Source organism: Avrilella dinanensis, assembly GCF_002807015.1.
Classification (GTDB): Bacteria; Bacteroidota; Bacteroidia; order Flavobacteriales; family Flavobacteriaceae; genus Flavobacterium; species Flavobacterium dinanensis.
In genome coordinates this window covers 1,187,499-1,210,169 of the sequence record NZ_NIPO01000001.1, presented here as the reverse complement: position 1 = coordinate 1,210,169, position 22,671 = coordinate 1,187,499, and the positions used below count along the sequence as shown (strand labels likewise).

At 37.1% G+C, this 22,671-nt stretch carries 24 protein-coding genes; 13 read left to right on the top strand and 11 right to left on the bottom strand.

Annotation, left to right across the window (positions count from 1 at the left end):
- Positions 1 to 36: 36 nt before the first annotated feature.
- From CDL10_RS05665 to CDL10_RS05610, 12 genes are all read left to right on the top strand, one after another.
- Positions 37 to 2,340 carry a cation:proton antiporter domain-containing protein gene (locus tag CDL10_RS05665; protein ID WP_100677634.1) on the top strand — a complete coding sequence of 768 codons (2,304 nt, stop codon included), beginning with the start codon at positions 37 to 39 and terminating at the stop codon, positions 2,338 to 2,340.
- A gap of 29 nt (positions 2,341 to 2,369) precedes the next feature.
- A complete protein-coding gene (locus CDL10_RS05660; protein WP_100678659.1) occupies positions 2,370 to 2,948 on the top strand; it encodes a Crp/Fnr family transcriptional regulator in 579 nt (192 codons plus the stop codon).
- Between the two features lie 18 nt (positions 2,949 to 2,966).
- Positions 2,967 to 3,728, top strand: a complete 762-nt coding sequence (locus tag CDL10_RS05655; RefSeq protein ID WP_100677633.1) for an SDR family NAD(P)-dependent oxidoreductase — start codon at positions 2,967 to 2,969, stop codon at positions 3,726 to 3,728.
- Positions 3,729 to 3,772: 44 nt separating this feature from the next.
- Positions 3,773 to 4,687 (top strand): pirin family protein, encoded by a 915-nt coding sequence (locus CDL10_RS05650; RefSeq protein ID WP_100677632.1) that lies wholly within the window; start codon positions 3,773 to 3,775, stop codon positions 4,685 to 4,687.
- Between the two features lie 49 nt (positions 4,688 to 4,736).
- Positions 4,737 to 5,771 (top strand): Atu2307/SP_0267 family LLM class monooxygenase, encoded by a 1,035-nt coding sequence (locus CDL10_RS05645; RefSeq protein WP_100677631.1) that lies wholly within the window; start codon positions 4,737 to 4,739, stop codon positions 5,769 to 5,771.
- A 293-nt stretch (positions 5,772 to 6,064) separates the two neighbouring features.
- On the top strand, positions 6,065 to 6,784 hold the full coding sequence (locus CDL10_RS05640) for a pirin family protein (RefSeq protein ID WP_243389345.1): 720 nt from the start codon (positions 6,065 to 6,067) through the stop codon (positions 6,782 to 6,784).
- A gap of 36 nt (positions 6,785 to 6,820) precedes the next feature.
- Complete coding sequence (locus CDL10_RS05635; protein WP_100677629.1) at positions 6,821 to 7,351, top strand: YceI family protein; 531 nt, start codon at positions 6,821 to 6,823, stop codon at positions 7,349 to 7,351.
- A 27-nt stretch (positions 7,352 to 7,378) separates the two neighbouring features.
- The gene (locus CDL10_RS05630; RefSeq protein ID WP_100677628.1) at positions 7,379 to 8,068 is read left to right on the top strand and encodes a hydrolase; all 690 of its coding nucleotides are present in this window, start codon (positions 7,379 to 7,381) and stop codon (positions 8,066 to 8,068) included.
- Positions 8,069 to 8,129: 61 nt separating this feature from the next.
- Positions 8,130 to 9,905 carry an amidohydrolase gene (locus tag CDL10_RS05625; RefSeq protein ID WP_100677627.1) on the top strand — a complete coding sequence of 592 codons (1,776 nt, stop codon included), beginning with the start codon at positions 8,130 to 8,132 and terminating at the stop codon, positions 9,903 to 9,905.
- A 24-nt stretch (positions 9,906 to 9,929) separates the two neighbouring features.
- Positions 9,930 to 10,364, top strand: coding sequence for a DoxX family protein (locus CDL10_RS05620; protein ID WP_100677626.1), 435 nt, complete (start codon positions 9,930 to 9,932; stop codon positions 10,362 to 10,364).
- Positions 10,361 to 11,728 (top strand): alginate export family protein, encoded by a 1,368-nt coding sequence (locus CDL10_RS05615; protein WP_100677625.1) that lies wholly within the window; start codon positions 10,361 to 10,363, stop codon positions 11,726 to 11,728. The genes CDL10_RS05620 and CDL10_RS05615 overlap by 4 nt, the downstream gene beginning before the upstream one ends.
- Before the next feature lie 90 nt (positions 11,729 to 11,818).
- Positions 11,819 to 12,670 (top strand): RteC domain-containing protein, encoded by an 852-nt coding sequence (locus CDL10_RS05610; protein ID WP_100677624.1) that lies wholly within the window; start codon positions 11,819 to 11,821, stop codon positions 12,668 to 12,670.
- A gap of 368 nt (positions 12,671 to 13,038) precedes the next feature.
- On the opposite strand, the gene dnaB is transcribed toward CDL10_RS05610, so the two are convergent.
- From dnaB to CDL10_RS05575, 7 genes are all read right to left on the bottom strand, one after another.
- Complete coding sequence (dnaB, locus tag CDL10_RS05605; RefSeq protein ID WP_100677623.1) at positions 13,039 to 14,565, bottom strand: replicative DNA helicase; 1,527 nt, start codon at positions 14,563 to 14,565, stop codon at positions 13,039 to 13,041.
- Positions 14,566 to 14,780: 215 nt separating this feature from the next.
- A complete protein-coding gene (locus CDL10_RS05600) occupies positions 14,781 to 15,353 on the bottom strand; it encodes a YdeI/OmpD-associated family protein (RefSeq protein ID WP_100677622.1) in 573 nt (190 codons plus the stop codon).
- A gap of 2 nt (positions 15,354 to 15,355) precedes the next feature.
- Positions 15,356 to 15,748, bottom strand: coding sequence for a RidA family protein (locus CDL10_RS05595; RefSeq protein ID WP_100678658.1), 393 nt, complete (start codon positions 15,746 to 15,748; stop codon positions 15,356 to 15,358).
- Positions 15,749 to 15,850: 102 nt separating this feature from the next.
- Entirely contained in the window at positions 15,851 to 16,540 is a 690-nt protein-coding gene (locus CDL10_RS05590; RefSeq protein ID WP_100677621.1) for a helix-turn-helix transcriptional regulator, read from the bottom strand.
- A 218-nt stretch (positions 16,541 to 16,758) separates the two neighbouring features.
- Positions 16,759 to 17,646, bottom strand: coding sequence for a pirin family protein (locus CDL10_RS05585; protein ID WP_100677620.1), 888 nt, complete (start codon positions 17,644 to 17,646; stop codon positions 16,759 to 16,761).
- 5 nt (positions 17,647 to 17,651) lie between these two features.
- A complete protein-coding gene (locus tag CDL10_RS05580; RefSeq protein WP_100677619.1) occupies positions 17,652 to 18,029 on the bottom strand; it encodes a DoxX family protein in 378 nt (125 codons plus the stop codon).
- 10 nt (positions 18,030 to 18,039) lie between these two features.
- Positions 18,040 to 18,651 carry an FMN-dependent NADH-azoreductase gene (locus tag CDL10_RS05575; protein WP_100677618.1) on the bottom strand — a complete coding sequence of 204 codons (612 nt, stop codon included), beginning with the start codon at positions 18,649 to 18,651 and terminating at the stop codon, positions 18,040 to 18,042.
- Between the two features lie 98 nt (positions 18,652 to 18,749).
- On the opposite strand from CDL10_RS05575, the gene CDL10_RS05570 reads away from it, so the two are divergent.
- Complete coding sequence (locus tag CDL10_RS05570; protein ID WP_100677617.1) at positions 18,750 to 19,097, top strand: winged helix-turn-helix transcriptional regulator; 348 nt, start codon at positions 18,750 to 18,752, stop codon at positions 19,095 to 19,097.
- A gap of 180 nt (positions 19,098 to 19,277) precedes the next feature.
- On the opposite strand, the gene CDL10_RS05565 is transcribed toward CDL10_RS05570, so the two are convergent.
- The 4 genes from CDL10_RS05565 to CDL10_RS05550 all read right to left on the bottom strand — a co-directional run bounded on the left by CDL10_RS05565 (position 19,278) and on the right by CDL10_RS05550 (position 22,605).
- Positions 19,278 to 19,817 (bottom strand): DUF4468 domain-containing protein, encoded by a 540-nt coding sequence (locus CDL10_RS05565; protein ID WP_100677616.1) that lies wholly within the window; start codon positions 19,815 to 19,817, stop codon positions 19,278 to 19,280.
- 277 nt (positions 19,818 to 20,094) lie between these two features.
- Positions 20,095 to 20,664 (bottom strand): Crp/Fnr family transcriptional regulator, encoded by a 570-nt coding sequence (locus tag CDL10_RS05560; RefSeq protein ID WP_100677615.1) that lies wholly within the window; start codon positions 20,662 to 20,664, stop codon positions 20,095 to 20,097.
- A 3-nt stretch (positions 20,665 to 20,667) separates the two neighbouring features.
- Positions 20,668 to 21,474 carry an SDR family oxidoreductase gene (locus CDL10_RS05555; protein WP_100677614.1) on the bottom strand — a complete coding sequence of 269 codons (807 nt, stop codon included), beginning with the start codon at positions 21,472 to 21,474 and terminating at the stop codon, positions 20,668 to 20,670.
- A gap of 387 nt (positions 21,475 to 21,861) precedes the next feature.
- Entirely contained in the window at positions 21,862 to 22,605 is a 744-nt protein-coding gene (locus tag CDL10_RS05550; RefSeq protein ID WP_100677613.1) for a carbon-nitrogen hydrolase family protein, read from the bottom strand.
- Positions 22,606 to 22,671: the final 66 nt, after the last annotated feature.

Here is a 22,671-nt window from a genome sequence, read left to right as displayed (position 1 = left end):
GATAAAACTTCCATTGTAGAACATAAAAAATTATATATGGCTCATTTGCCCGAATTGATACAAGACATGGCACTGATACTCCTGGTAGGAGCATTGGTTACTATTCTTTTTAAACGAATTAAGCAACCCTTGGTGCTGGGGTATATTATTGCCGGTTTTTTGGTCGGTCCACATTTTCATTACCTGCCTACAATCGTTGATCACGAAAACATAGAGACTTTTGCCGAGATTGGTGTTATTATGCTTTTGTTCAGCTTGGGATTAGAATTTAGTTTCAAAAAGCTGGTAAAAGTAGGTGGTTCAGCATCTATTACAGCAGTTGTAGAAATTATATTTGTAGGTTTAGGAGGCTATCTGACAGGGTATTTATTAGGCTGGAATCAAATGGACAGCCTATTTCTTGCAGGAATGCTGGCAAGCTCCTCCACAACCATTATTCTAAAAGCATTTGATGAACTGGGATTAAAATCCAAACAGTTTGCCAAAGTGGTTTTTGGTGTGTTAGTAGTCGAAGATATTATTGTTATCCTCTTAATGGTATTACTTTCTACGGTTGCCATAACACAACACTTTCAAGGCTTAGAAATTTTGTTTACCGTATTGAAGCTTGGCTTTTTTATGGTGCTATGGTTTTTGGTAGGAATTTATCTGCTTCCCGTATTTATTAAAAAGACTAAACAATGGATGGATGAAGAAACGGTTCTTATCCTGTCAATAGGTCTTTGTTTTGGTATGGTGTTGCTGGCTACACAGGTTGGTTTTTCTGCCGAGTTAGGTGCTTTTGTTATGGGGTCTTTAATAGCAGAAACGGTATTGGCAGAGAAAATAGAACATCTTACGCTTCCTATCAAGCAACTTTTTGGTACTATATTCTTTGTTTCTGTGGGTATGATGATTGATCCACAGGCAATGTATACCTATGCAGGTCCTATATTAGCCATCACGTTGCTCACCATCGTTGGGAAATTTTCTTTTAGCGGATTAGGAGCTTTGATTTCCGGACAACCCTTAAAACAAGCGGTACAAATCGGTTCCAGTATGGCTCAGATTGGCGAATTTGCATTTATAGTTGCGGCTCTGGGTTTATCACTTGGTGTTATTTCGGAGTTTCTGTTTCCTATTGCCGTAGGCGTTTCGGCTATTACCACCTTCACTACACCATACTTCATAAAGCTTTCCGAACCACTATATAATATTATTGTAAAAACTCTTCCTGACAAATGGATAGCACGTTTGGATGCCTATACTTCCGAAACGCAGAAAAACAAAGACAATCCTCTATGGAAGAAAATGTTGCAAGAATACAACAGAATTCTTGTCATTAATAGCATTATTATCGTAGCTATTACCTTGTTGTTTAAATATTTAATCATTCCGCTTTTGAATACAGAGATAGAAAGCCCACTTTGGAGAAATCTTATCCTCGTGAGTTCTGCAACCTTGTTGGCATCTCCTTTTTTATGGGCAATCCTTAATAAAAAAATTAAGATAAAAGAAGGTAACGAAAACCTGAATTCGTACTATCTGAATTATTCCCTAACGGGTATTTTTTTAAATGCTATCCGATTTCTTGTAGGTATTTTCCTTATCGGTTTTTTTATTGACCAGATTACAACAACCAGATATGCATTGATAATTGCAGTTCCTTTAATTGTGGCATTGTTGTGGTTTTTCTCGGGTAAAATTCAGAGAATTCATCAGAGAATTGAACAGCAGTTTATATCGAATCTCAACGAAAGGGAACAGCTTGAATATGCCAGAAACAAGGGAACTATCGAACTACAGCAAAAAAATAAGGAAGCAAGCCAACATTTTCAGGAATGGGATGCGTATGTCACAGAATTAGAAGCCAGTGATACAATTTCCTTTGCTGGAATGTCTTTGTACGAGCTTAATTGGAAAGAGAAATTCGGAATCAATATTGTGTATATACGCAGAAATGACAGAACCGTTCATCTACCCAATGGAAAGCAAAGAATATTACCCAATGATAAAGTAGGTGTTTTGGGAACGGAAGAACAAATTTCTCAGTTAAAACTTGTTTTTGATCAAAAAGAGATTACACGAGAGAACGAAGAAGATATTGACATCAACGATATTCAACTTACTAAGATTCAACTTTCCGAAGCCAATCCGTATTGTAATAAAACAATAAAAAAATCGGGTATCCAAAAAGATTTGCATAGCCATGTGGTAGGTATTGAAAGAAACGGAAGTCGTATACTAAACCCAGGCTCGTCAGAAATGATATTAGCAAATGATATTATATGGCTTGTAGGTGATACACATAAAATAAAAGCGTGTTTAAAAAATCATCAGGAGAATTTTATGGAAGTGTAAAAAACAACTTTTTAAAAGCCGAAAAGCTTATGTATTCAAATATTCTAAAGAATGTATCTAAATATATTACTCTAACGGAAGAAGAACAATCGTTGTTTACAAGTATGCTGGATTTCAGGATTGTACCCAAAAAAACAATGATGCTTCGCGAGGGTGAAATCTGTCAGTTTGAAGGTTATATCCAAAAAGGTTGTGCCCGTATTTATTACATCAACGAAAATGGACGCGAAGCTACCTTGTCTTTTGCCGTAGAAGATTGGTGGGTGAGTGATGTAGGTTCATTTTACGAAAAAAGACCGTCTAATTTTTTTATTGAGACATTAGAGGATACGGAAATGTATCTGTTTTCTTTGGACAATAAAGAGAGGTTGTTAGCAGAAATTCCAAAGTTTGAAAGAATATTTCGTTTACTGGTACAAAGAAACTTATCTGCCATACAAAACAGATTGGTTAAAACAATTTCAAAACCTGCCACTGAACGGTATCTTGAATTTATTAAAACATATCCTTCGCTTCCAATACGCGTACCACAATATTACATAGCGTCCTATCTTGGTGTATCGCCAGAATTCGTAAGTACAATAAGAAAGAGACTCTCATCTAAATAAATTTAAATCCAAATAATTATGAAAAGATTAGAAGATAAAATAGCAATTATCACCGGAGGCGCTGGCGGTTTAGGTGCTGCAGAAGCTTTACTTTTTGCAAAAGAAGGAGCAAAATTATTGATTACAGACATCCAGGAAGAAGGTCTGAAAAATGTTAAGAATGAAATCACCGCTAACGGTGGAATCGTAGATTACATTGTACACGATGTAACTTCGGAACAGGATTGGGATAAAGTCGTTAATAAAGCAATTGAATTATATGGAGCCATTCATATTTTGGTAAATAATGCCGGAATTACTGGAAACCTTATGAGTAGTATAGAAGAAACATCTGTTGAAGAATTTAAAAAGGTTTTAGATATTAATATCCTAAGTCAATTTATAGGAATCAAAGCTGTGGTTCCACATATGAAAAAAAACGAAGACGGGGCATCTATTATTAATATTTCTTCTATTGCAGGGATAGTTGGATCGGCAAAAGCTACAGCTTATACAGCTTCTAAAGGTGCTGTAAGAAGTTTTACAAAAGGAGCTGCAGCCGAGTTAGTAAATCACAAAATTCGTGTTAATTCTGTACATCCGGGATATGTTGCTACTCCAATGACAAAAAACTTACCGAATGCAGAAGAATTCAAAAAAATGGCTATTGGTATAACCCCCATGAGACGTGAAGCCGTGCCTGAAGAAATTGCCTTTGGAGTACTTTATCTAGCCTCAGATGAATCAAGTTATACCACAGGTTCTGAAATGGTAATAGACGGAGGGAATACCGCAGTTTAATGAGTATTTTTGAGCAAAATTATTAATTATAAAAAGATATTATTATGCTAGATATTGTTATAGAAGCCAGACAAGCTGAACTTTCTGCAGGTTTCACAGTTAAACGTATTCTTCCTTACAGACTTAGAAGAATGATTGGTCCTTTTATTTTTATGGATCACGGAGGTCCTGTAAATGTACCGGTAACTTCTACCAGTAGCCTTGATGTATTACCACATCCGCATATAGGCCTGTCTACAGTCAGTTATTTGTTTAGCGGGAATGTGACACACAGAGACAGTCTTGGTGTAGAACAGATTATAAAACCAGGAGAAGTCAACTGGATGACCGCTGGTAAAGGTATTACGCATAGCGAACGTTTCGAAGATCCCGCTATGCTGGCCGGAGGTGAATTGGAAATGATACAGACATGGGTAGCACTTCCTGAAAAGGATGAAGAAAACGATCCGTCTTTTGAAAACTACAAACCGGAACAACTACCAATTTTTACGGATACAGGAGTTTGGATGCGTTTAATTGCGGGAGAAGCTTATGGCTTAAAAAGCAATGTTAAAACACATTCTCCTTTATTTTATGTACATGTTGTGTTACAGCCAGGAATTCGTTTTGGTTTACCGAAAGGACATAGTGAACGGGGTGCATACATTGTTCGAGGTATTGTAGAAGTCAATGGAATTACTTACAAACCAGGACAACTATTGGTGTTTACAAAAGGTGTAGACCCGTTGATTATAGCCAAAGAACCAACAACTTTGATGATGCTTGGTGGCGAACATCTGGGAGATAGGTACATCTGGTGGAATTTTGTTTCCAGCAGAAAAGACAGGATTGAACAGGCAAAGGAAGATTGGAAACAGGGACGTATTGATTTGCCCCCAATGGATAACGAAGAATATGTACCCTTGCCCGAAGATAAAAGCAAACCAGCAGGAGGACCTCCGCCTAATGCACTTTCTTGAGTAATATGAAAGTCTTAACAATAACGTGTTAAATTAAAATTCAGAAAAAATGGAAATAGGAATTGATAGTTTTGCATCTGCTATGTACGGCAGTAAAACACTGGGTAGTGTTGATGCAATGGAACAGTTGCTGGATAGGATTGTTCAGGCCGATAGGTCAGGTCTTGCAATTTATGGAATAGGGGAACATCATAAGAAAGAGTTTCTCGATTCTGCTCCTGCGGTAATACTTGCCGCAGCGGCAGCGAGGACGAAAAACATACGTTTGACCAGTGCAGTTACCGTTTTAAGTACCTCGGATCCGGTAAGGGTGTATCAAAACTTTGCTACCTTGGATCTGATATCCAAGGGGCGGGCAGAACTCGTGGTGGGCAGAGGATCTGCAATAGAATCTTACCCGCTGTTTGGTTTTGATCTGAACGATTATGACGCACTGTTTAAAGAAAAATTGGAACTTTTGCTGCAAATCCGTGAACAGGAATTTGTGACCTGGTCAGGGAAATTCAGACCGGCATTACAGAATCAACCCGTTTATCCTAGATCAACTCAGGAAAAGCTACCTGTTTGGCTTGGTGTTGGGGGAACTCCCGAATCATTTGTCAGAGCGGGAACTTTGGGGTTGCCACTAATGGTTGCGGTAATTGGTGGAGCAACCGCAAATTTCCGTCCATTAGTTGATTTGTATAGAGAAGCAGGAAAAAGAGCCGGTTTTGCACCAGAGCAATTGAAAGTAGGTTTGCACTCACCAGGTTATGTAGCAACAACTGATGATGAAGCGATTGCTGATTATTATCCAGGTTATGCCGAGCTTTGGACCAAGGCAGGCAAAGAGAGGGGATGGCCTCCGGTAACGAGAACCGGATTTGATGCATTGATTGCTCCTAAAGGTGTACTGGTCGTGGGAGGTCCGGAAGCTGTGGCTGCAAAACTATTAAGACATAGCGAGGCATTAGGTGGTATTGACCGATTTACTTTTCAGATGGATAATGCAGGACTTACCCATGAACAGCTGTTACGTTCCATAGAATTAATTGGTAAAGAAGTTATTCCAAGGATTAATAAAGAGCGGGATTCCTTTTTTTAGTTTTCATTACTCGTTTTATAGCCATTCTTCTTATTTGGAATGGCTTTTTTTCATTTTCGTTCATTTCTTAAACTAGTTAAATGAAAAGGAGATTTTATTGATGCAATTTTACAGTATAGAAATTAAAAACAAAAGCAATGGACAGAAAAGAATTTTTAAAAAAGGGATTGCTTGGAACGGGAATGTTTGTAGCAACAGCAGGATTGGGAAACATCCTGAAAAATAATATAGATGAAATTAAGGAGTTGGATTTACTAGGTTTTAATCATATACCCAACACAAACTCAAAAATTATGGAAAATAGTATTTTACACAAAGCAGAGTCAAGAGGCATCGCAAATCACGGGTGGCTAGAAAGTTACCACACATTTAGTTTTGCCAATTATCATAATCCTGAACGAATGCATTTTGGTGTCTTACGTGTTTTAAATGATGATAAAGTGGAAGCAGGAAGAGGTTTTGGAACACATCCGCATGATAATATGGAAATAATCAGTATCCCGTTGGAAGGTGATCTGGAACATAAAGACAGTATGGGAAACGTAACGGTGATAAAAAATGGAGATATTCAGGTAATGAGTGCCGGAACCGGTATCAAGCACAGTGAGTTTAATAAAAATAAGGATCAACTTGTGAAATTTTTACAGATATGGATATATCCCAATAAACGGAATGTTACACCAAGATACGACCAGATAAGTTTGGATGCTAAACAACGACATAACAGGTTTCAACAGATTTTATCTCCAGACCCTGATGATGAAGGTGTTTGGATTCATCAAAATGCTTGGTTTCATCTAGGAAATTTCGATAATGATTTTGAAACCGACTATACTGTAAAAAGCAACAAAAACGGTGTTTATGCTTTTATACTGAAAGGTAGTGCTGAAATAGAAGGACAAACACTTGAAACTCGCGACGGTTTTGGTATCTGGGATGTAGAGAAATTAACAATCAAATCAAAAACTAACGATACGGAAATCCTTTTAATGGATGTCCCTATGACTTTATAAAGGATATACAATTAAAAAATAATTAAAATTAAAAAAATGGCAAAATCAAATTGGACAATAGATCCTGCACATTCTGAAATAGGATTTAAAGTAAAACACATGATGTTTACTAATGTATCAGGAAAGTTTAACGACTTTCAGGCAACAATTGAAAATGAAGACGACAGGTTTGAAACCTCACAAATCTCATTTTCAGCACAGGTAAATTCCATTGATACAAACAATATAGATCGTGATAACCATCTTAGAAGTGCTGACTTTTTTGATGCGGAGAGCTTTCCTTTGATTTCTTTTCAATCAACCGGTATTAATAAGATTAATGAAAATGTATTTGAAATATCAGGAGATCTTACTATTAAAAATGTAACCAAGAACATAACCTTAGAAGTAGAATATAGCGGGTTGATGAAAGATCCTTGGGGAAACATAAAAGCTGGAATTTCCTTATCGGGAAAAATCAACCGAAAAGCGTTCGGATTAACGTGGAACGCTTCTCTTGAATCGGGAGGCGTATTAGTAGGAGAAGATACTAAATTAACAGCAGAAGTACAATTCATCAAAGAATAATTAGTAACAATTTAAATATAAATAAAAATGAAAAAAGTTATCTTATCATTCGTATTAGGTTTGGCATCAATCGCTACATTCGCTCAAGAACCAAGCCCTGAATTATTAAACCCTACCAATCATTCATTACTATTGATTGATCACGAAGGACAAATGGCATTTGCAACGCACAGCATTTCTACAACTGAGTTAAGAAATAATACTGCTCTTGTGGCAGGAGCTTCTAAAATATTCAAAGTCCCTACCGTTGTTACTACTGTTGCAGAGAAATCGTTTAGTGGCCCGGTATTTCCTGAAATTCAGGAATTTTATCCTGAAGCTACATCTGGTTATGTTGACAGAACTACAATGAATACATGGGAAGATGTTAATGCACATAAGGCCATCACAGGCAAAGGCAAAAAGAAAATCGTAATGGCTGGTTTATGGACAAGTGTTTGTATTGTAGGTCCTGTGCTTTCCGCTATCAGTGAAGGATATGATGTTTATGTAATTACCGATGCTTCGGGAGATGTAACAAAAGAGGCGCACGATCAGGCAGTAACACGTATGGTTCAGGCAGGAGCAAAACCAATCACTTCTTTACAATATTTGTTGGAATTGCAAAGAGACTGGGCTCGTCAGGAAACTTATAAAGCTGTTAATGACTTGGTGGTTAAATACGGTGGGGCATACGGAATTGGTGTTCAATATGCCAGAGAGATGCTAAAACACTAAAATATTGTAGTAACCTAAAGACAGGATCTTTTAATCCTGTCTTGCTAATTTATTGTAAAGTATGAAAATTATTAACAATATAATATTAAGTGCTGTTCTGTTGGGGGGATCGTTGGTACATGCACAAAAAGCAGATATTATCATTACAAATGGAAAGATTTCTACTTTGGATGCTAAAAATAACGAAGTTCAGGCTGTGGCCATTTCCGGCAATAAAATTCTGCAAACAGGCACAAACGCACAAATTCTGAAGCTAAAGGGAAGAGAAACAAAGATTGTAGATGCCAAAGGAAACCGTGTGATACCCGGATTATTCGATAGCCATATGCACGTAATCCGTGGAGGACGTTTTTATAATTTAGAATTGAGGTGGGACGGTGTAACTTCTGTAAAACGAGCACTGCAAATGCTAAAAGAACAGGCAGCAAGAACTCCCCAAGGACAATGGATACGCGTCGTGGGTGGATGGAACGAGTACCAGTTTGAAGAGAAAAGGCTTCCTACCCTTGAAGAAATCAATGAAGCTACCGGAGATGTGCCAACATTCATCCTTTATTTGTATGGAAAAGCATGGCTGAACAAAGCAGGACTCGAAAAATTACAAATCACAGGCGATACACCTAACCCTGCTGAAGGTCTTATACAAAAAGATGAAAATGGAGACCCTACAGGATTGTTGGTTGCCGAACCCAATGCCTTTATTTTATATTCCACATTGGCAAAGCTTCCCAACATGAACCGTGAAGAAGAAATCAATTCCACCTTGCAGTACATGACGGAATTAAATCGTTTGGGAGTTACAGCCGTTATGGATGCAGGAGGAGGTTTTCAGAATTTTCCCGATGATTATTCCATTACAGATGAACTGAATAAACAAGGCAAAATCACCGTTCGTTTACCTTACTTTTTATTTGCACAGAAAAAAGGTTCGGAGCTGGCTGATTATACTAAATGGATAGGCATGGTAAACCTGGATGAATACGCACATAACGGGCATAATGAGGTAGATTATCACGTAGAAGGTGGTGGTGAAAATATCGTAGGTGATGCAGCAGATTTTGAAAATTTCCTCTTTCCGCGCCCCGTACTTCCTGCTACTATGGAGGATAACCTTAAATCGGTTATTTCACTTCTGGTGAAACACAGATGGCCTTTTCGCCTACATGCAACCTATAATGAAAGTATAGAACGTTTTCTGAATGTCATTGAAGAGGTAAACCGTGAGACTCCGTTGAATGGTCTGGTGTGGTTTTTTGACCATGCTGAAACAGTAAGCGAAGAAAATATGCAACGGATCAAAGCATTAGGGGGAGGTATTGCTTTCCAGCACCGTATGGCTTATCAGGGTGAAAGTTTCATAAAACGTTACGGTAAAAAACCGGCATTGGCTTCTCCACCAGTTAAAAGAATGTTGGAATTAGGAATTCCTGTAGGATTAGGAACAGACGGAACACGTGTATCTTCTTACAACCTATGGGTAGCTCTTTATTGGATTACTACAGGTAAAACCATAGGAGGTAATCAGGTAATGGCACAGGAAAATACATTAGACAGAACTACTGCATTACGATTAGCCACCCACAAGGGATATGAGCTAATCAAAGAAGAGAAGAAAGGTAAGATAGAAAAAGGATATTATGCCGATTTGGTGATTTTAGACAAGGATTATTTTACAGTTTCGGAAGAAGATATTAAAAATATTACAAGTAAACTAACCATTGTAGATGGCAAGGTAGTATATGGTGACAAAGACTTTCAAACTGTTTCACCAGCTCCGCTTGAAGTAATTCCCTCATGGTCGCCTGTGAAATATTTTGGAGGTTATCAGAAAAAATAGATGTTATATTAAATCTGTAAAGTAATGAAAAAAATTATTCAAATTATTACCAATCCTCGTCCATCAAATTCCCTTTATCATATAGTTTTACTAGGGTTTCGGGTATTACTGTCAGTAGAAATGATTTATGCACATGGTCTTAAAAAATTAGGTATTGGTGTAGCAGAAGCTGAGCAAGTCCCCAATCCATTACATTTCCCAGAGGCAATAAACAATGCCCTTGCAGTTTCTGCCAATATTTTGTTTCCAATTTTGGTTATTCTTGGTATTTTTACAAGATTGGCAGTATTGCCCATACTTGCCTTGACGCTTACAGGATATTTTGTGTTGCATTTTCACGATGCACCATTAGTGAAAGATACACCCTTTATGTATAGTTTATCATATCTGGTAATTTTATTTTTAGGTGCAGGAAGATATTCATTAGATCATTATTTATTTAAAAAGTTCAGCAGATGAAGTTAAATCTCATCGTACTGTTGGGGATGTTGTTGATAACGCAATTTGCTAAAGGGCAAAAAAATAAGTTGATGCGTTATGACGAGGATTACTCGGGATTGAAAGATAGTACGAGAATTTTTTATAATAAGATAAAATACACCCAACTTTCAGGAAACAAACAAATTTATCTTTCGCTTGGAGGGGAAGCTCGGGGAGAATTGAATTATGCGATGAATGAAGATTGGGGAGAAATAAATATAAGACGAGATATTTTTTTTCTTCAGCGTTATAATTTGCATGCTGATTTGCATATAGGTGACCACATTCGTATTTTCGGGCAGTTACGCAGTGGTTTGGAAGACGGTCGTAAGACAGGTCCTCGTCGTATTGATGAGGATAAACTCAATGTACAGAACCTTTTTGTAGATTTTGTGCCTTATAAAGAAACAGATAAATCACTGACACTTCGGTTGGGTAGACAAGAACTCCGTTACGGCAGTGGTCGTTTGATAGATGCAAGAGAAGGACCCAACCTTCGTTTATACTTTGACGGTGCAAAAGCTGCTTATAGCTCGCCTAACCTAAAGATTGATGCGTTTGTTATGGCAGATGCTGTTGTGAATACAGGTGTTTTTGATAACACCTCTACCCGAAAACCCAATTTATGGGGAATTTACAATACTTATATTACTCCGAAAGGCTTAAATTTTGATTTATATTACCTAGGAATAAATCGTAAAAATGCCCGATTTGATGCAGGTGTTGCAGATGAATTACGGCATACTCTTGGTGTACGATTCTGGAGGAATGGCATTGGATTTGTTTATAATTTTGAAGCAGGATATCAGTTTGGGTCATTTGGTTCAGACAATATCAATGGTTTGGCTCTTTCTTCTGAAATTGGTTATGTGTTCAAACACATTACAGGATTGCCAGCCCTAAAGCTAAAGAGTGATTATATTTCTGGAGATAAGAATTCAAATGATGGTAAACTAGGTACCTTAAATGCTTTGTATCCAAATGGAGGGTATTTCGGAATGAATCCTCAGGCAGGTCCAGCAAATTTAATGTCTATTCACCCTAATCTAAACTGGAATCCTGCTAAAAACGTAACACTCACATTGGATGTGGTGTTTAACTGGCGTAATTCTCTGAATGATGGCGTATATGGTCCCAGTGGTTCGTTAAGATTATCATCATCCAGTTCAAAAGAAAGATACATAGGTACAGCATATATGACCACCTTTTCATGGGATATAAATGATTTTCTGAGTTATAATATAGGTGTACAATATTTTAAAACAGGTAGTTTTATCAATGATGTAATACCAACGCATAAAGATGGTTTTTTCGTGGGATCGGTTATAGGGTTTAAGTTTTAATTTTTTTTTGAGTGCGTTGGTATGTACAAAGAAAGTTAAACGATTAGTTTGCGAGTAAGTAGAATAACAATTCAAAATATCTGTTGATATATGGGTAATTTAAATTCTTTTAACAAGAAATATGTAGACAATATAATACAACAATTAGATAATGGAATTGATGAAGTAGTATTAGATTCGGAAAATATAATACCTCCTTTAGAATATATTATTAAATTAATTCTAAGAACTTTATTTAACTTACAACAATACATATTAAAAGTTGGTTTTGATAACATTCAACAGGAGATATACTTTTTTAAACATCAGAAACCTTTAATAGTTTCTAAACTTATATACTATAACTCAATTTATAAAATAGAAATCGAAAGACCTTATGGAGGTGATAAAGTGATAAAAAAATATTTAAATTCGGAACTGTACAAAGTCAAAAAATATTTTGATCATAATTTAGATTTCTACAAGTACTACAAAACTCAAAGTACATATCTTGATTATAAATATTTTGTACGTGGTAATTATGATATTAGATTAATTCTGAACTCATCTTATTTTGGAACTGATCATACTTTTTCGACTTCCCATGATTATGAGATAGCAAAAATTATTGCTAATAATTTGATTTATAAATATATTGAATATCAGATATGTGATGTTGATCAAGAGCATAAACTTTCTACCTTACCAAAACTTAATTGGACAAGTAGTAAAACGTCATTAGCGGAATTGATCTATGCACTTCATTCACAAGGCGTTTTTGATAATGGAAATGCTGATATTAAACAAATTGCCCAATCGTTAGAAATCTTTTTTAATATTGAATTGGGAGATTTCTATCATACCTACTCGGAACTTAAGAACCGGAAAATAAACCGAACGAAATTTCTTGACAACTTGCGTGACACATTGATTAGAAAAATGGATGAAGAGGAAGAGAGATGAAGTTTATCTGTATATATGTAAAAGTTGCATTCTGAACATTATAATCTTACTCTGCTTTACATAAAAAAATATGTATATTTGCTTTGAGCTAACGGAAACACGTTGAAAAGCAAAGCAATAAGCACCGTTACCAAATCGTTACCTGACTTCTTTGATAATCTCTATAAAAGCTTAGTATTCAACCGATACAGCTTTTTCCTGAAAACTTTAAAATAAATTTAGTACACAACAATACAAACAAATCATAATCAGAGGTTTGTGTTTTATTATGAACCTGAGTTCGATTAATAAAGTACTGATTGTCAATTGCTACAAGGTTTTTAAAACCTTGTAGTTGTGTAATTTCTTAGATAATAATCGAATTCAGGTTAAAAAGGTAAATCATCATCATCACTACCAAAAACATCTTTACCCGAGGGTAGATTTTGCGTAAAGTTCTGCTCATCTACATTCATTCGTGAAGGAAGTTCGTCGTATGAAAAATTGCTTTCTTCCAGATTATCAAACTTACCGTATTTACCAATAAATTTCAGCCTGATGTTATCCAAACCACCGTTTCGGTGCTTGGCAATGATAAATTCTGCTTGCCCTGCCGTTGGACTCTGTTCTTCGTCGTCCCATTCTTCAATTTTGTAGTATTCCGGTCGATAGATGAACGACACGATATCGGCGTCCTGCTCAATCGCACCCGATTCCCTCAAATCCGACAGCAAAGGTCTTTTGGAAGGACCACGCGTTTCAACCGCCCGCGACAACTGCGATAAAGCAATTACCGGGATATCCAACTCTTTAGCCAAAGCCTTTAAGTTTCTGGAAATAGTTGAAATTTCCTGCTCTCGGTTTCCGCCGCCTTTGCTGTTAGAATTACCGGCAGTCATCAACTGCAAATAATCCACGATAATTAGTTTAATGTCGTGCTGAGATTTCAGTCTTCTCGCTTTTGCCCGCAAATCGAAAATAGACAGCGAGGCGGTGTCGTCTATATATAAAGGTGCTTTTTCTAAGTCTTTTACTTTTACGTTGAGTTGTTCCCACTCGTGTTGTTCCAATCTTCCGGTTCTCAGTTTTTCAGAACCTAAGCCGGTTTCTGCAGAAATTAATCTTGTAATGAGTTGTACAGCAGACATTTCCAGTGAGAACACCGCGACACCCTGACCGCCGTCAATAGCAATATTACGTGCCATGGACAATACAAAAGCGGTTTTACCCATACCCGGACGTGCCGCAATAATGATAAGGTCGGAAGGCTGCCAGCCCGATGTGAGTACGTCCAGCTTGTGAAAGCCGGTTGCCAGTCCGGACAAACCTTCTCTTTTTCCGATTTCTTCGATTCGTTTTTTAGCCTGAGCTACTAAATCCTGAGCCGTTTCGGAATTTCTTTTTAAGTTTCCTTGTGTAACATCATATAATCTGGATTCTGCTTTGTCCAGCAATTCAAACACATCGGTGGTTTCGTCATAGGAATCTTCGATAATTTCGGCTGAAATTCGAATCAAACTGCGTTGAATGTGTTTCTGAAGAATAATCCGTGCGTGGAATTCTACGTGGGCAGAGGAAGAAACTTTTTGTGTGAGCTCAACAAGATAATAATCTCCGCCAACCAAATCAAGCTTTCCGTCCTTTCTCAATTGGGTGGAAACAGCAAGCAAATCCACGGGTGCATTAGCATCAAACAATTTTTTGATGGCTTCAAATATGTGTTGGTGTGCCTCTTTGTAAAAAGCTTCAGGCGTGAGAATATCAATCGTATCATCGACACCTTTTTTGTCAATCATCATAGCACCCAGCACAGCCTCCTCCAAATCAATAGCTTGGGGGGGGAGTTTGCCTCTTTGCAAGGCAATGGTGTCGGGGTTTTGATTGTTTCTCGAAACAAAAAGCGGCTTACTTTCCATACCCACAAATGTAGGGTATTTAAAAGACAGAACGAAAGTTTTTTTTTACAAGTTATTAGTTAGCTGTTGATAAAAAATGATAAGTTTTTAAATCTAAAATAGGGCAATCTAAGTATTAGTAAGTTAGCATTTTTGCAATTTATGAAACCGAAAGTTTCGATTTTAACCCCGCTATTTTGAAAAACTGCTTGTTAGTAGCCGTTTTTGTTCTGTCGTTAAAACTGTTTTGGTTTCCTGTTTTGTCCTGCAAAGGTAGCTATTTCGTTAATGCGTTTTTGTCGTGTTTCGGGTCGCTTGGCAAGAACGAGCGATGTCAACATCATTTTTCTAACTGTCTTGCTCAAACTTAGAAAATAGTCCTTTGAGCCTTTGTGTTTTCTGAACGCTTTTTCTAAGTCACTCGGGATGATCAACTCTTCCACTTCGTCTAAAATTGTCCACGAACCATTCTTTTTGGCAATTTCAGTACTATCCAAACCTGCTTGTGTCATCAGACCGTTGTCAATGAGTTGTCGCACTTTTTCTTTGTTGATTTTTGACCAAGTGCTGTTTGGTTTTCGTTTACTGAAAAACTGATGACTTGTTTCTTCGTCAATTTTTATTTTTTTGCTGTCTATCCAACCGAAGCAAAGGGCAATATCAACAGCTTCGCTCCAAGTGATAGATGGTTTATCTGATGATTTAACATAAAAAACAAGCCAAACAGATTGCTTTGACAAATGGTTTTTTTCTAACCATTGTCGCCACGCTGTTTGGTTTGTCGGATAAAATATTTCTGTTTCGTTCATTGTTACTTTACTACCGTTGCTTCTAATTCTACAGTCAAAGTTGCAAAAAGTCCTTTGACTTCAAGCAACGTTGTAGCTTGTTTAAGTCCGTGTTTTTGAATAAACGGCACATAAACGTCCATACAAGTTGTAAAAAACTCTTGCACTGATGTTGTGTAAACATTCAGTCTTACAATGTTTTTTGTTTCATAACCTGCTTCGTTGATAAGCGTTTCAAGGTTCTGAATTGTTTGCTGTAATTGCGACCGCATATCCGCATTGCTTGGCACACCATTAGCGTCAAGAGCTACTTGTCCCGAACAGTAAAGTGTTCCTGTTACGTTTGTTACTTCTACTGCTTGTGCAGAGTTTGTGTTTTCGCCCCAAACCCAGGGGTCAATTGTTCTTTTTTCCATTTTATTTACTTTTGAATTTGTTAAATGAAACAGCACTTTGCTATTTCTGGCAACAAAAGTAATATGGGGTTATGACAGCCTTATGTCAGGGGTCTAAAAAAATTAGTAATATTTGTCAAAATACTCTTGCAAAGTCATTCGGTGTGGTTCAAATTTATCGGGAAGCACTTCCAATTTTTTAATTCTGTCCAAACGGAAAAAACGAAATTCTTTTCTTAAACGACAATATGCAACCAACAACCAATTTTCCGTGCTTAATAATGCAAATGGTTCAATATGTCGGGTTGTCGTTTTGTTTTGTTCGTTGGTATATTCAATTTTTGTAAGGCGAAAATTGGTCAAAGCAAACTGCAAATCCGACAAATTATTACTGTTTCTTTCTCGGTTGAGATTTTGGTTGAATCTTGTCCTTTCAGATAGTAAATTGACCTTTTCTTTTTGACTGTATCTCAAAACCGCTTTGACTTTTTCAATAGCTTCTGAATAATCTTTTATAAATGAAGCATCTTTGTTTTTAAGAACTAATTGTTCGGCTGTAATTAAAGCGTTGGCTTGTGCTTCGGTAAACATTACGGGTGGCACTCTATAACCTTCCATAAGTGTGTAACCTTTGCCGTCTTCCGTGATAATTGGAACGCCTGCCTGTTCCAATGCTCTGATGTCCCTGTAAATTGTCCTGATACTAACCGAAAATTTGTCAGCAAGTTGCCTAGCGGTCAAAAGCCGTTTCGTTTGCAACTGTATCAAGATTGCGGTCAGCCGTGAAAGTCGTTTTACATCGTTGTCGTTCATTTGTTTTGAGGTTTTGTGAAAGAGCAGATTAAAAAGACTAATCTTTCAATTTAGAACTAACTTGAACAAAACCATTTTTTCTATTTGCTAAATTACAAAAAAGAGCAAATAAAAAAAATGGTTTTTGCGGATTAAATGCACAAATGTTCAACTTAGCAGTTTGCCCGCTCTTTTGCAAAACCCCTGTTATGTGCAAGTGCTTTTTGACTTTTAATTTATTACCTGTTAACTTCTTGCAAACTAATTTGTGAAGAATAAGTGATTTTTTGTTCGTCTGGCAAATCGTTCAAATGTGGAAATTTATTCTGCCGAAAATCTTTGTACATCTGTGCAACGTCTTCCATTGTGTCTGCTACAAAAGGTCCGTGATGCACCACAGGAACATTATGCGGTTGTCCTGCATACAACACAAAATGCGTATCATTCTCCAATGCTTCAAATTGAATTTCGTTGTTGCCGTTTTCAACTGTCTTGTCAAGCCGACCTGCTTGTTCAGCTTTGATAATTTTATCGCCTGCTTTCACACTGCCTTTCAGTACATACACCAAACCGTTGTAGTGTGATGGAATTTCTTGTGTTACCACAGCACGGTTGTCTAACCTAAAGTCCACCAAGGTAAATGGCGTATGGTTTTTTAATGGCGAAGTCAATCCGTTACTGCTTCCGCTATACACACGAATTTCGTGTTCATCGGTTTTGATTTTTGGCACTTCTTCCAATAGTATTCTTTGTAAGAAAGGCTGTGCATAACGCTTTTCGGGCGGTAGTACCAACCACACTTGCAGGATACGAAGTTTCTGTTCTGATGTGATTTCTTCGGTATGAATAATACCTTTTCCTGCGGTCATCAGTTCAAAACTTCCCGTTTTCCAATCTTTTTCATTGCCTTCCAAAACTAAGGTCAACGTTTCAAATCCTGCGTGTGGATGCGGCCCGCCTACGGGTTCGCCACCCGGAAGATTCAGACTATCGTCCATAAATAAAATGAATGGGTCGCTGTCTTGGTAAGGCACACCGTCCAATACTGCCATTGCCCGGTGCCCTGTTCCCAAAAAGCCATTATGCCAATGGTTTTGGGTTATGTGTGAAATATTTCTGCGTTCCATATCGATTATGATTTTGTGGTTTGAAAAAGTCTTTGTTTCAATTCCGGGAAACGGATAAATGCCGTAACCCAAAGCAGGATTTGAATGGCAACCGCCATTGCTATCGGTTCTTGGTGTTGCAGATGTGTTACGATAGCTCCGCCTAAATAGGCTACTAACAACAATGTTCCTAATATTCCTGTTCTTGGAATAATGAAGAGTATCAGTGAGATGATTTCAATAATCCCAATGAATTGATAAGTAGTGGCATCAATCCCGAACGAAGAAGCCTGTGCTATAGCCATTTCGTTTTGTGTGAGTTTCGTAAAAGCACTCATTGTAAACACAAGTGCTAAAACGATGGTCATAGTCCATCCTGTAATTTTGATTGCTTTTTGTGACATAATTATTGTTTTATTTAATGATTAACTGGCTTTCTATTGATTGGACAGCTCTACTCATGGCTGTCTCCTTTATACCGGGGATGGCCACCCCTTCTACCCTGAAAGTATGTATATCTGTAAGCCCTATAAAGCCCAGAATATTTTTGAGGTACTTCTCTGTAAAGTCAAAATCCTTCATAGGTCCATCAGAATAAACGCCTCCGCTGGATATGGCCAGATATACAGTTTTGTTTTTAACTAATCCCTCAACGCCATTTTCAGTGTAGCGGAAAGTAATGCCTGTACGTACCACATGGTCAATCCATGCTTTTAAAGAGGAAGGGATGGTAAAATTGTACATAGGAACATCGATCACTATGATATCTGAACTGATAAGCTCCTCGAGAGCCTGGTCAGAATAGGATACGGCATCTTTCAGCTCGTCAGAAAGCTTATCTGTAGGCGTCATGAAAGATGTGAAATGCATCTCATTCAGATGAGGCATCTCATTTTTGGCAAGATTCCGGGTAACAATATTTGTAATCGGAAGCTGATTTTTAAGTTTTTCAACAATTTTATTACCCAGTTGGTAACTCTGCGATTCATTTCCTTTGAAACTTGTAACTAATCTTAAAATGTTCATTTTTTAATTATTTAAATATTCTGATGCAAATTTCAGAATAAATACAATATCTTTGTTATCTGTTACAAAAAGGATAGTACTTACAAAAAGGATATTATATGAAAAAGCATACGGTTGAAAGTTGTGCAAAAGCTAAATTGGCGATACGTGACACACTTGATATAGTAGGAGGTAAATGGAAGTTGGTTTTGATTTCGGTTTTGCGAAGCGGAAAAAAGGGTTTTAATGAGTTGTCAAGGGAAGCGGGGATTTCGCCACGCATTTTGTCCAAAGAATTGCAGGAATTGGAAATGAACGGATTGGTTAGTCGTGAAGTTTGTAATACAAAACCTGTTACGGTTCAGTATGAATTAACTGATTACAGCCAAACGCTGAACGAGGTTTTATTGGCAATGGAAAAATGGGGTTATCTGCACAGGAAAAAAATTGTTCAAGGGGTTGAGTAATTGTCAAATCGTTCTGTGGTCGCTTGTCTGCGGTGGTTTGGTAGCAACGGTCTCGGCTATGAGTAGTTGCGTGTTTTAGTACTTATCTTTGCAAGTACGCACCAAACTGAAAATCCGTAAGGATTTTCAGAAGTAGGCGAGGACAAGCAATTACTTATAGCCATTGTTGGCAATAGTTTTTTACCAGTCATTATCTTTTTTAGTTGTTTTTCCGCTTACGTAATTATAAAATGATTGAGAAAGTTCATTCATTGTTAGTTCTAAACTCGGAACAGCGTCAATATATGATTTTCTAATTTCCCCGTTTTTCTTAAAAAAAGTTCGATAGTCGTAAAGTACTTTTTGACCACCATCAATAAAAAACTGTCCAATGATGTATTCAAATCTATAACGTCCATCTTTGAATGATATTTCTATTGTGTATTCCATATTGTAGGAATTCGTAATACCTAAAGATTTATACCACCAAGCATTTGTCGCAAATCCATCGATTCTAATTTTTTCATTAGTAATATTTGCTTTTAAAACCTTGTCAGGGTTTTTATAAGTTTCCTGAACCCAATTTTGAGCTTTTTGATAAATTTCGGATGCACTCAAACTATCAACTTCCACAACGATTGGTTCAACTCCGTTTGGTGTTAATTTCAGTTGAGGAATTTCTTGTCCGATTGATAAATTTGATATTAAAATCGTTAATGTTAAGAATAAAATTTTTTTCATTTTTGTTTTGTTTTAAATTATTGCCAACGGCTCGGGGCTTCACGCAGGTTTCTCGCTTGCGTGAAACCCAAGTTCGAGGACAGTCCCGAAGGGCTGTGCTTGACGTGTGACGTTTCGCGGCTATGCGCCGGGCGGGGCTTTTACCAGAAAATGTCCTTTTGGAAACGAAACCGTTCAACTCTCCGTAATCTGTCAATCGAAGACGGTTCCCCGCCTGGCACATAGCCATTGTTACCTGCTGGGCTTTTTCTATAATTGGTGTCTTATCTTGCTATAACTATCGTATATTTTTTCTAATCCTGCTCAATGAAGTAGCTGTAATTCCTAAATATGAGGCGATATAAACAAGTGGAACTCTATTTGCTAAATTCGGAAAGTTTTGCAAAAAATCTAAATATCTGGTTTTGGCATCAGTATTCAACTTTGGTTGTATTAAATTCACTTTATCCAACAAGGTTTTTATAGTAATTTTATTGATAATTTTATCCCAATCAATAATTGTTGCGGAGAGCTCTTTAAAACTTTCGTGCGAAAATGAAATCAATTGACAATCTGTAACGGCGCGTATGTAAATCATAGACAAAATTTTATGGTTGAAACTTTCTAAATCCACCACAAAATGATTTTCATCTACGAAATGATGAACAATCTCTTCGCCTTTGTTGTTGTAATAGCAAATCATCAAAACACCTTCCTGCACAAAAGCAATGTGTTTTGCAACTTTTCCCGCTTCGGAAAAATACTCACCTTTTAGCAGGCATTTTTCTTCCGCTTTGGCTTTTACCAAATCAATTTGCTGTTGATTGAGTTGTCCGAATTGCAATAAATAGCTTACAAGTTCTTCCATATATTATTGTTCAAAGAATAGTTTTTGCGTATCATTTATGATGGTTTCCAAACCTTCTTTTTTTAGACGTTCGTATTTCTGTGTAGCGTCATTTCCTGCAAAATAATGCAATTGTTTTTTGCCGTCTGTTGTTGCTTTGTAAACGATCTTTGCAATGTCGTCAGGAGTATCAGAAACAGAACTTGTATCGGACATTAACTTGCCTATATAATTATTAAAATCTGCCTGATAGTCTGGCTTAAAAGCCATTTCAGCATTACCTAAAAAAGATGTTCGCATAGAGCTCGGCACAATTGTTTTAATCGAAACACCTACTTTTTCTAATTCAAAACTCATGCCTGCCGTCCACATTTCCAAAGCTGCTTTTGTCGCTCCGTAAACCGCAATAAATGGTTCGGGAACGTAAGCAGCGATAGAGCTTGTTGAGATAATCACACCATTTTTTCTTTCCTTGAAATAAGGAAGTAATGCTTTGGTAACAAGAATTGTTCCTAATAAATTGGTATTTATTTGTCGTTCAATTTGTGAGATAGAGGTGGCTTCTAAATCGCCTCCAAGTCCGTACCCTGCATTATTAAACAACACATCAATCGGACTTATTTGTTCAGCTTTTGAGATAACATCCGTGATTTGTTCTGTATTGCAGATGTCTAATTGCAAAAAATGCACATTGGCTAATTCTGATAGCTTTTTTTCGTTTTCGAAATTACGCATTGTTCCAATAACTGTCCAACCTTTTGAGGCAAATAATTTAGCAGTTGCTTTTCCTAATCCTGACGAAGCACCTGTAATAAAAATTGTCTTGTTCATTTTTTTCGTTTTTAATTTCTGTTGCAAAGGACAAGAATTAAAAAGCAACAAGTCTTGCCATTTGGCAAGAAATGATTTTTTGTTGGTTGGTTTGGTTTTTCGTCTGTTTGTTAGTCTCGTCAGTCTGTTGGTTTGTCAGATCATTTAGCCTTGCAGGTAACGGCTCGGGGCTTCACGCAGGTTTCTCGCTTGCGTGAAACCCAAGTTCGAGGACAGTCCCGAAGGGCTGTGCTTGACGTGTGAAGCCCCGAGCCGTAGCGAGGGAAGCCCGAAGGGATTTCCTCGCTACGTTTAGTATATGGCAAGTAGGCGATTGCGGGCTTCAAACCTATCAAACCGAGATGAAGTTGAAGCGGGCTGTAACCGTTGAATTTACTACTATCCCGCCTATTTGCTATATACATTGTTAGTGGCAGTTATTATTTCCTTGGATTCTGTGTCGAATATAATTAATCCTTCTTCTTTATCCCCAAGTTGTCCTATCAATTCTCCTTTTTCATTCCAAATCGATGATTTTCCTGCACAATCATACCCGCCAGATTTTCCGACATAATTTGACATAAATGTTATCAAACTATTATTTTTAGCTATATCAGACAGTAATTTTAATTCGGAATCAATTCCGTTAATAGAACTTAGTACGCTTGCAATATAAATCGTTGCATTATTTCGTTTTGCAAACTCGCAATGTGCTTTATTAGTCGTCTCATAACAAATCGCAGGGGAGACAACTTCTGTTTCAAAATTTAAAACAAGTGGATTTTTGCCAGCTTTAAAAATTGGCTCTTCTGGCGGATATAAATATTGTTTTGAATATGTGATTCGCTCCTTTTTAGGCTGAAAAATAATCATGCTTACAAATGTATCATGCTCGGTTTTTGTCGGCAATCCAACTCCAATCGTGATTCCATTATTATCACTTAAATTCTGTATTACATCTAATCTTGCATCATTTTGATTGGTTGCAAGACTCTCAGCTATCTCAGGTTCGTATCCAGTTACAGACAACTCAGGAAAAATCACCAAATCAGCTTTGTTCTGAATTGCTTTATTTATCCAAATCAAATGAGTTTTTAAATTCTCCTCAATATTTCCTTTTATCGATTCTATTTGGGCTACTGCGATTCTCATCTTACTAGATATTTGAATTTTCGGTTCTTTTTAATATTCATGATTATCAACTATTCTCGGTTTCCA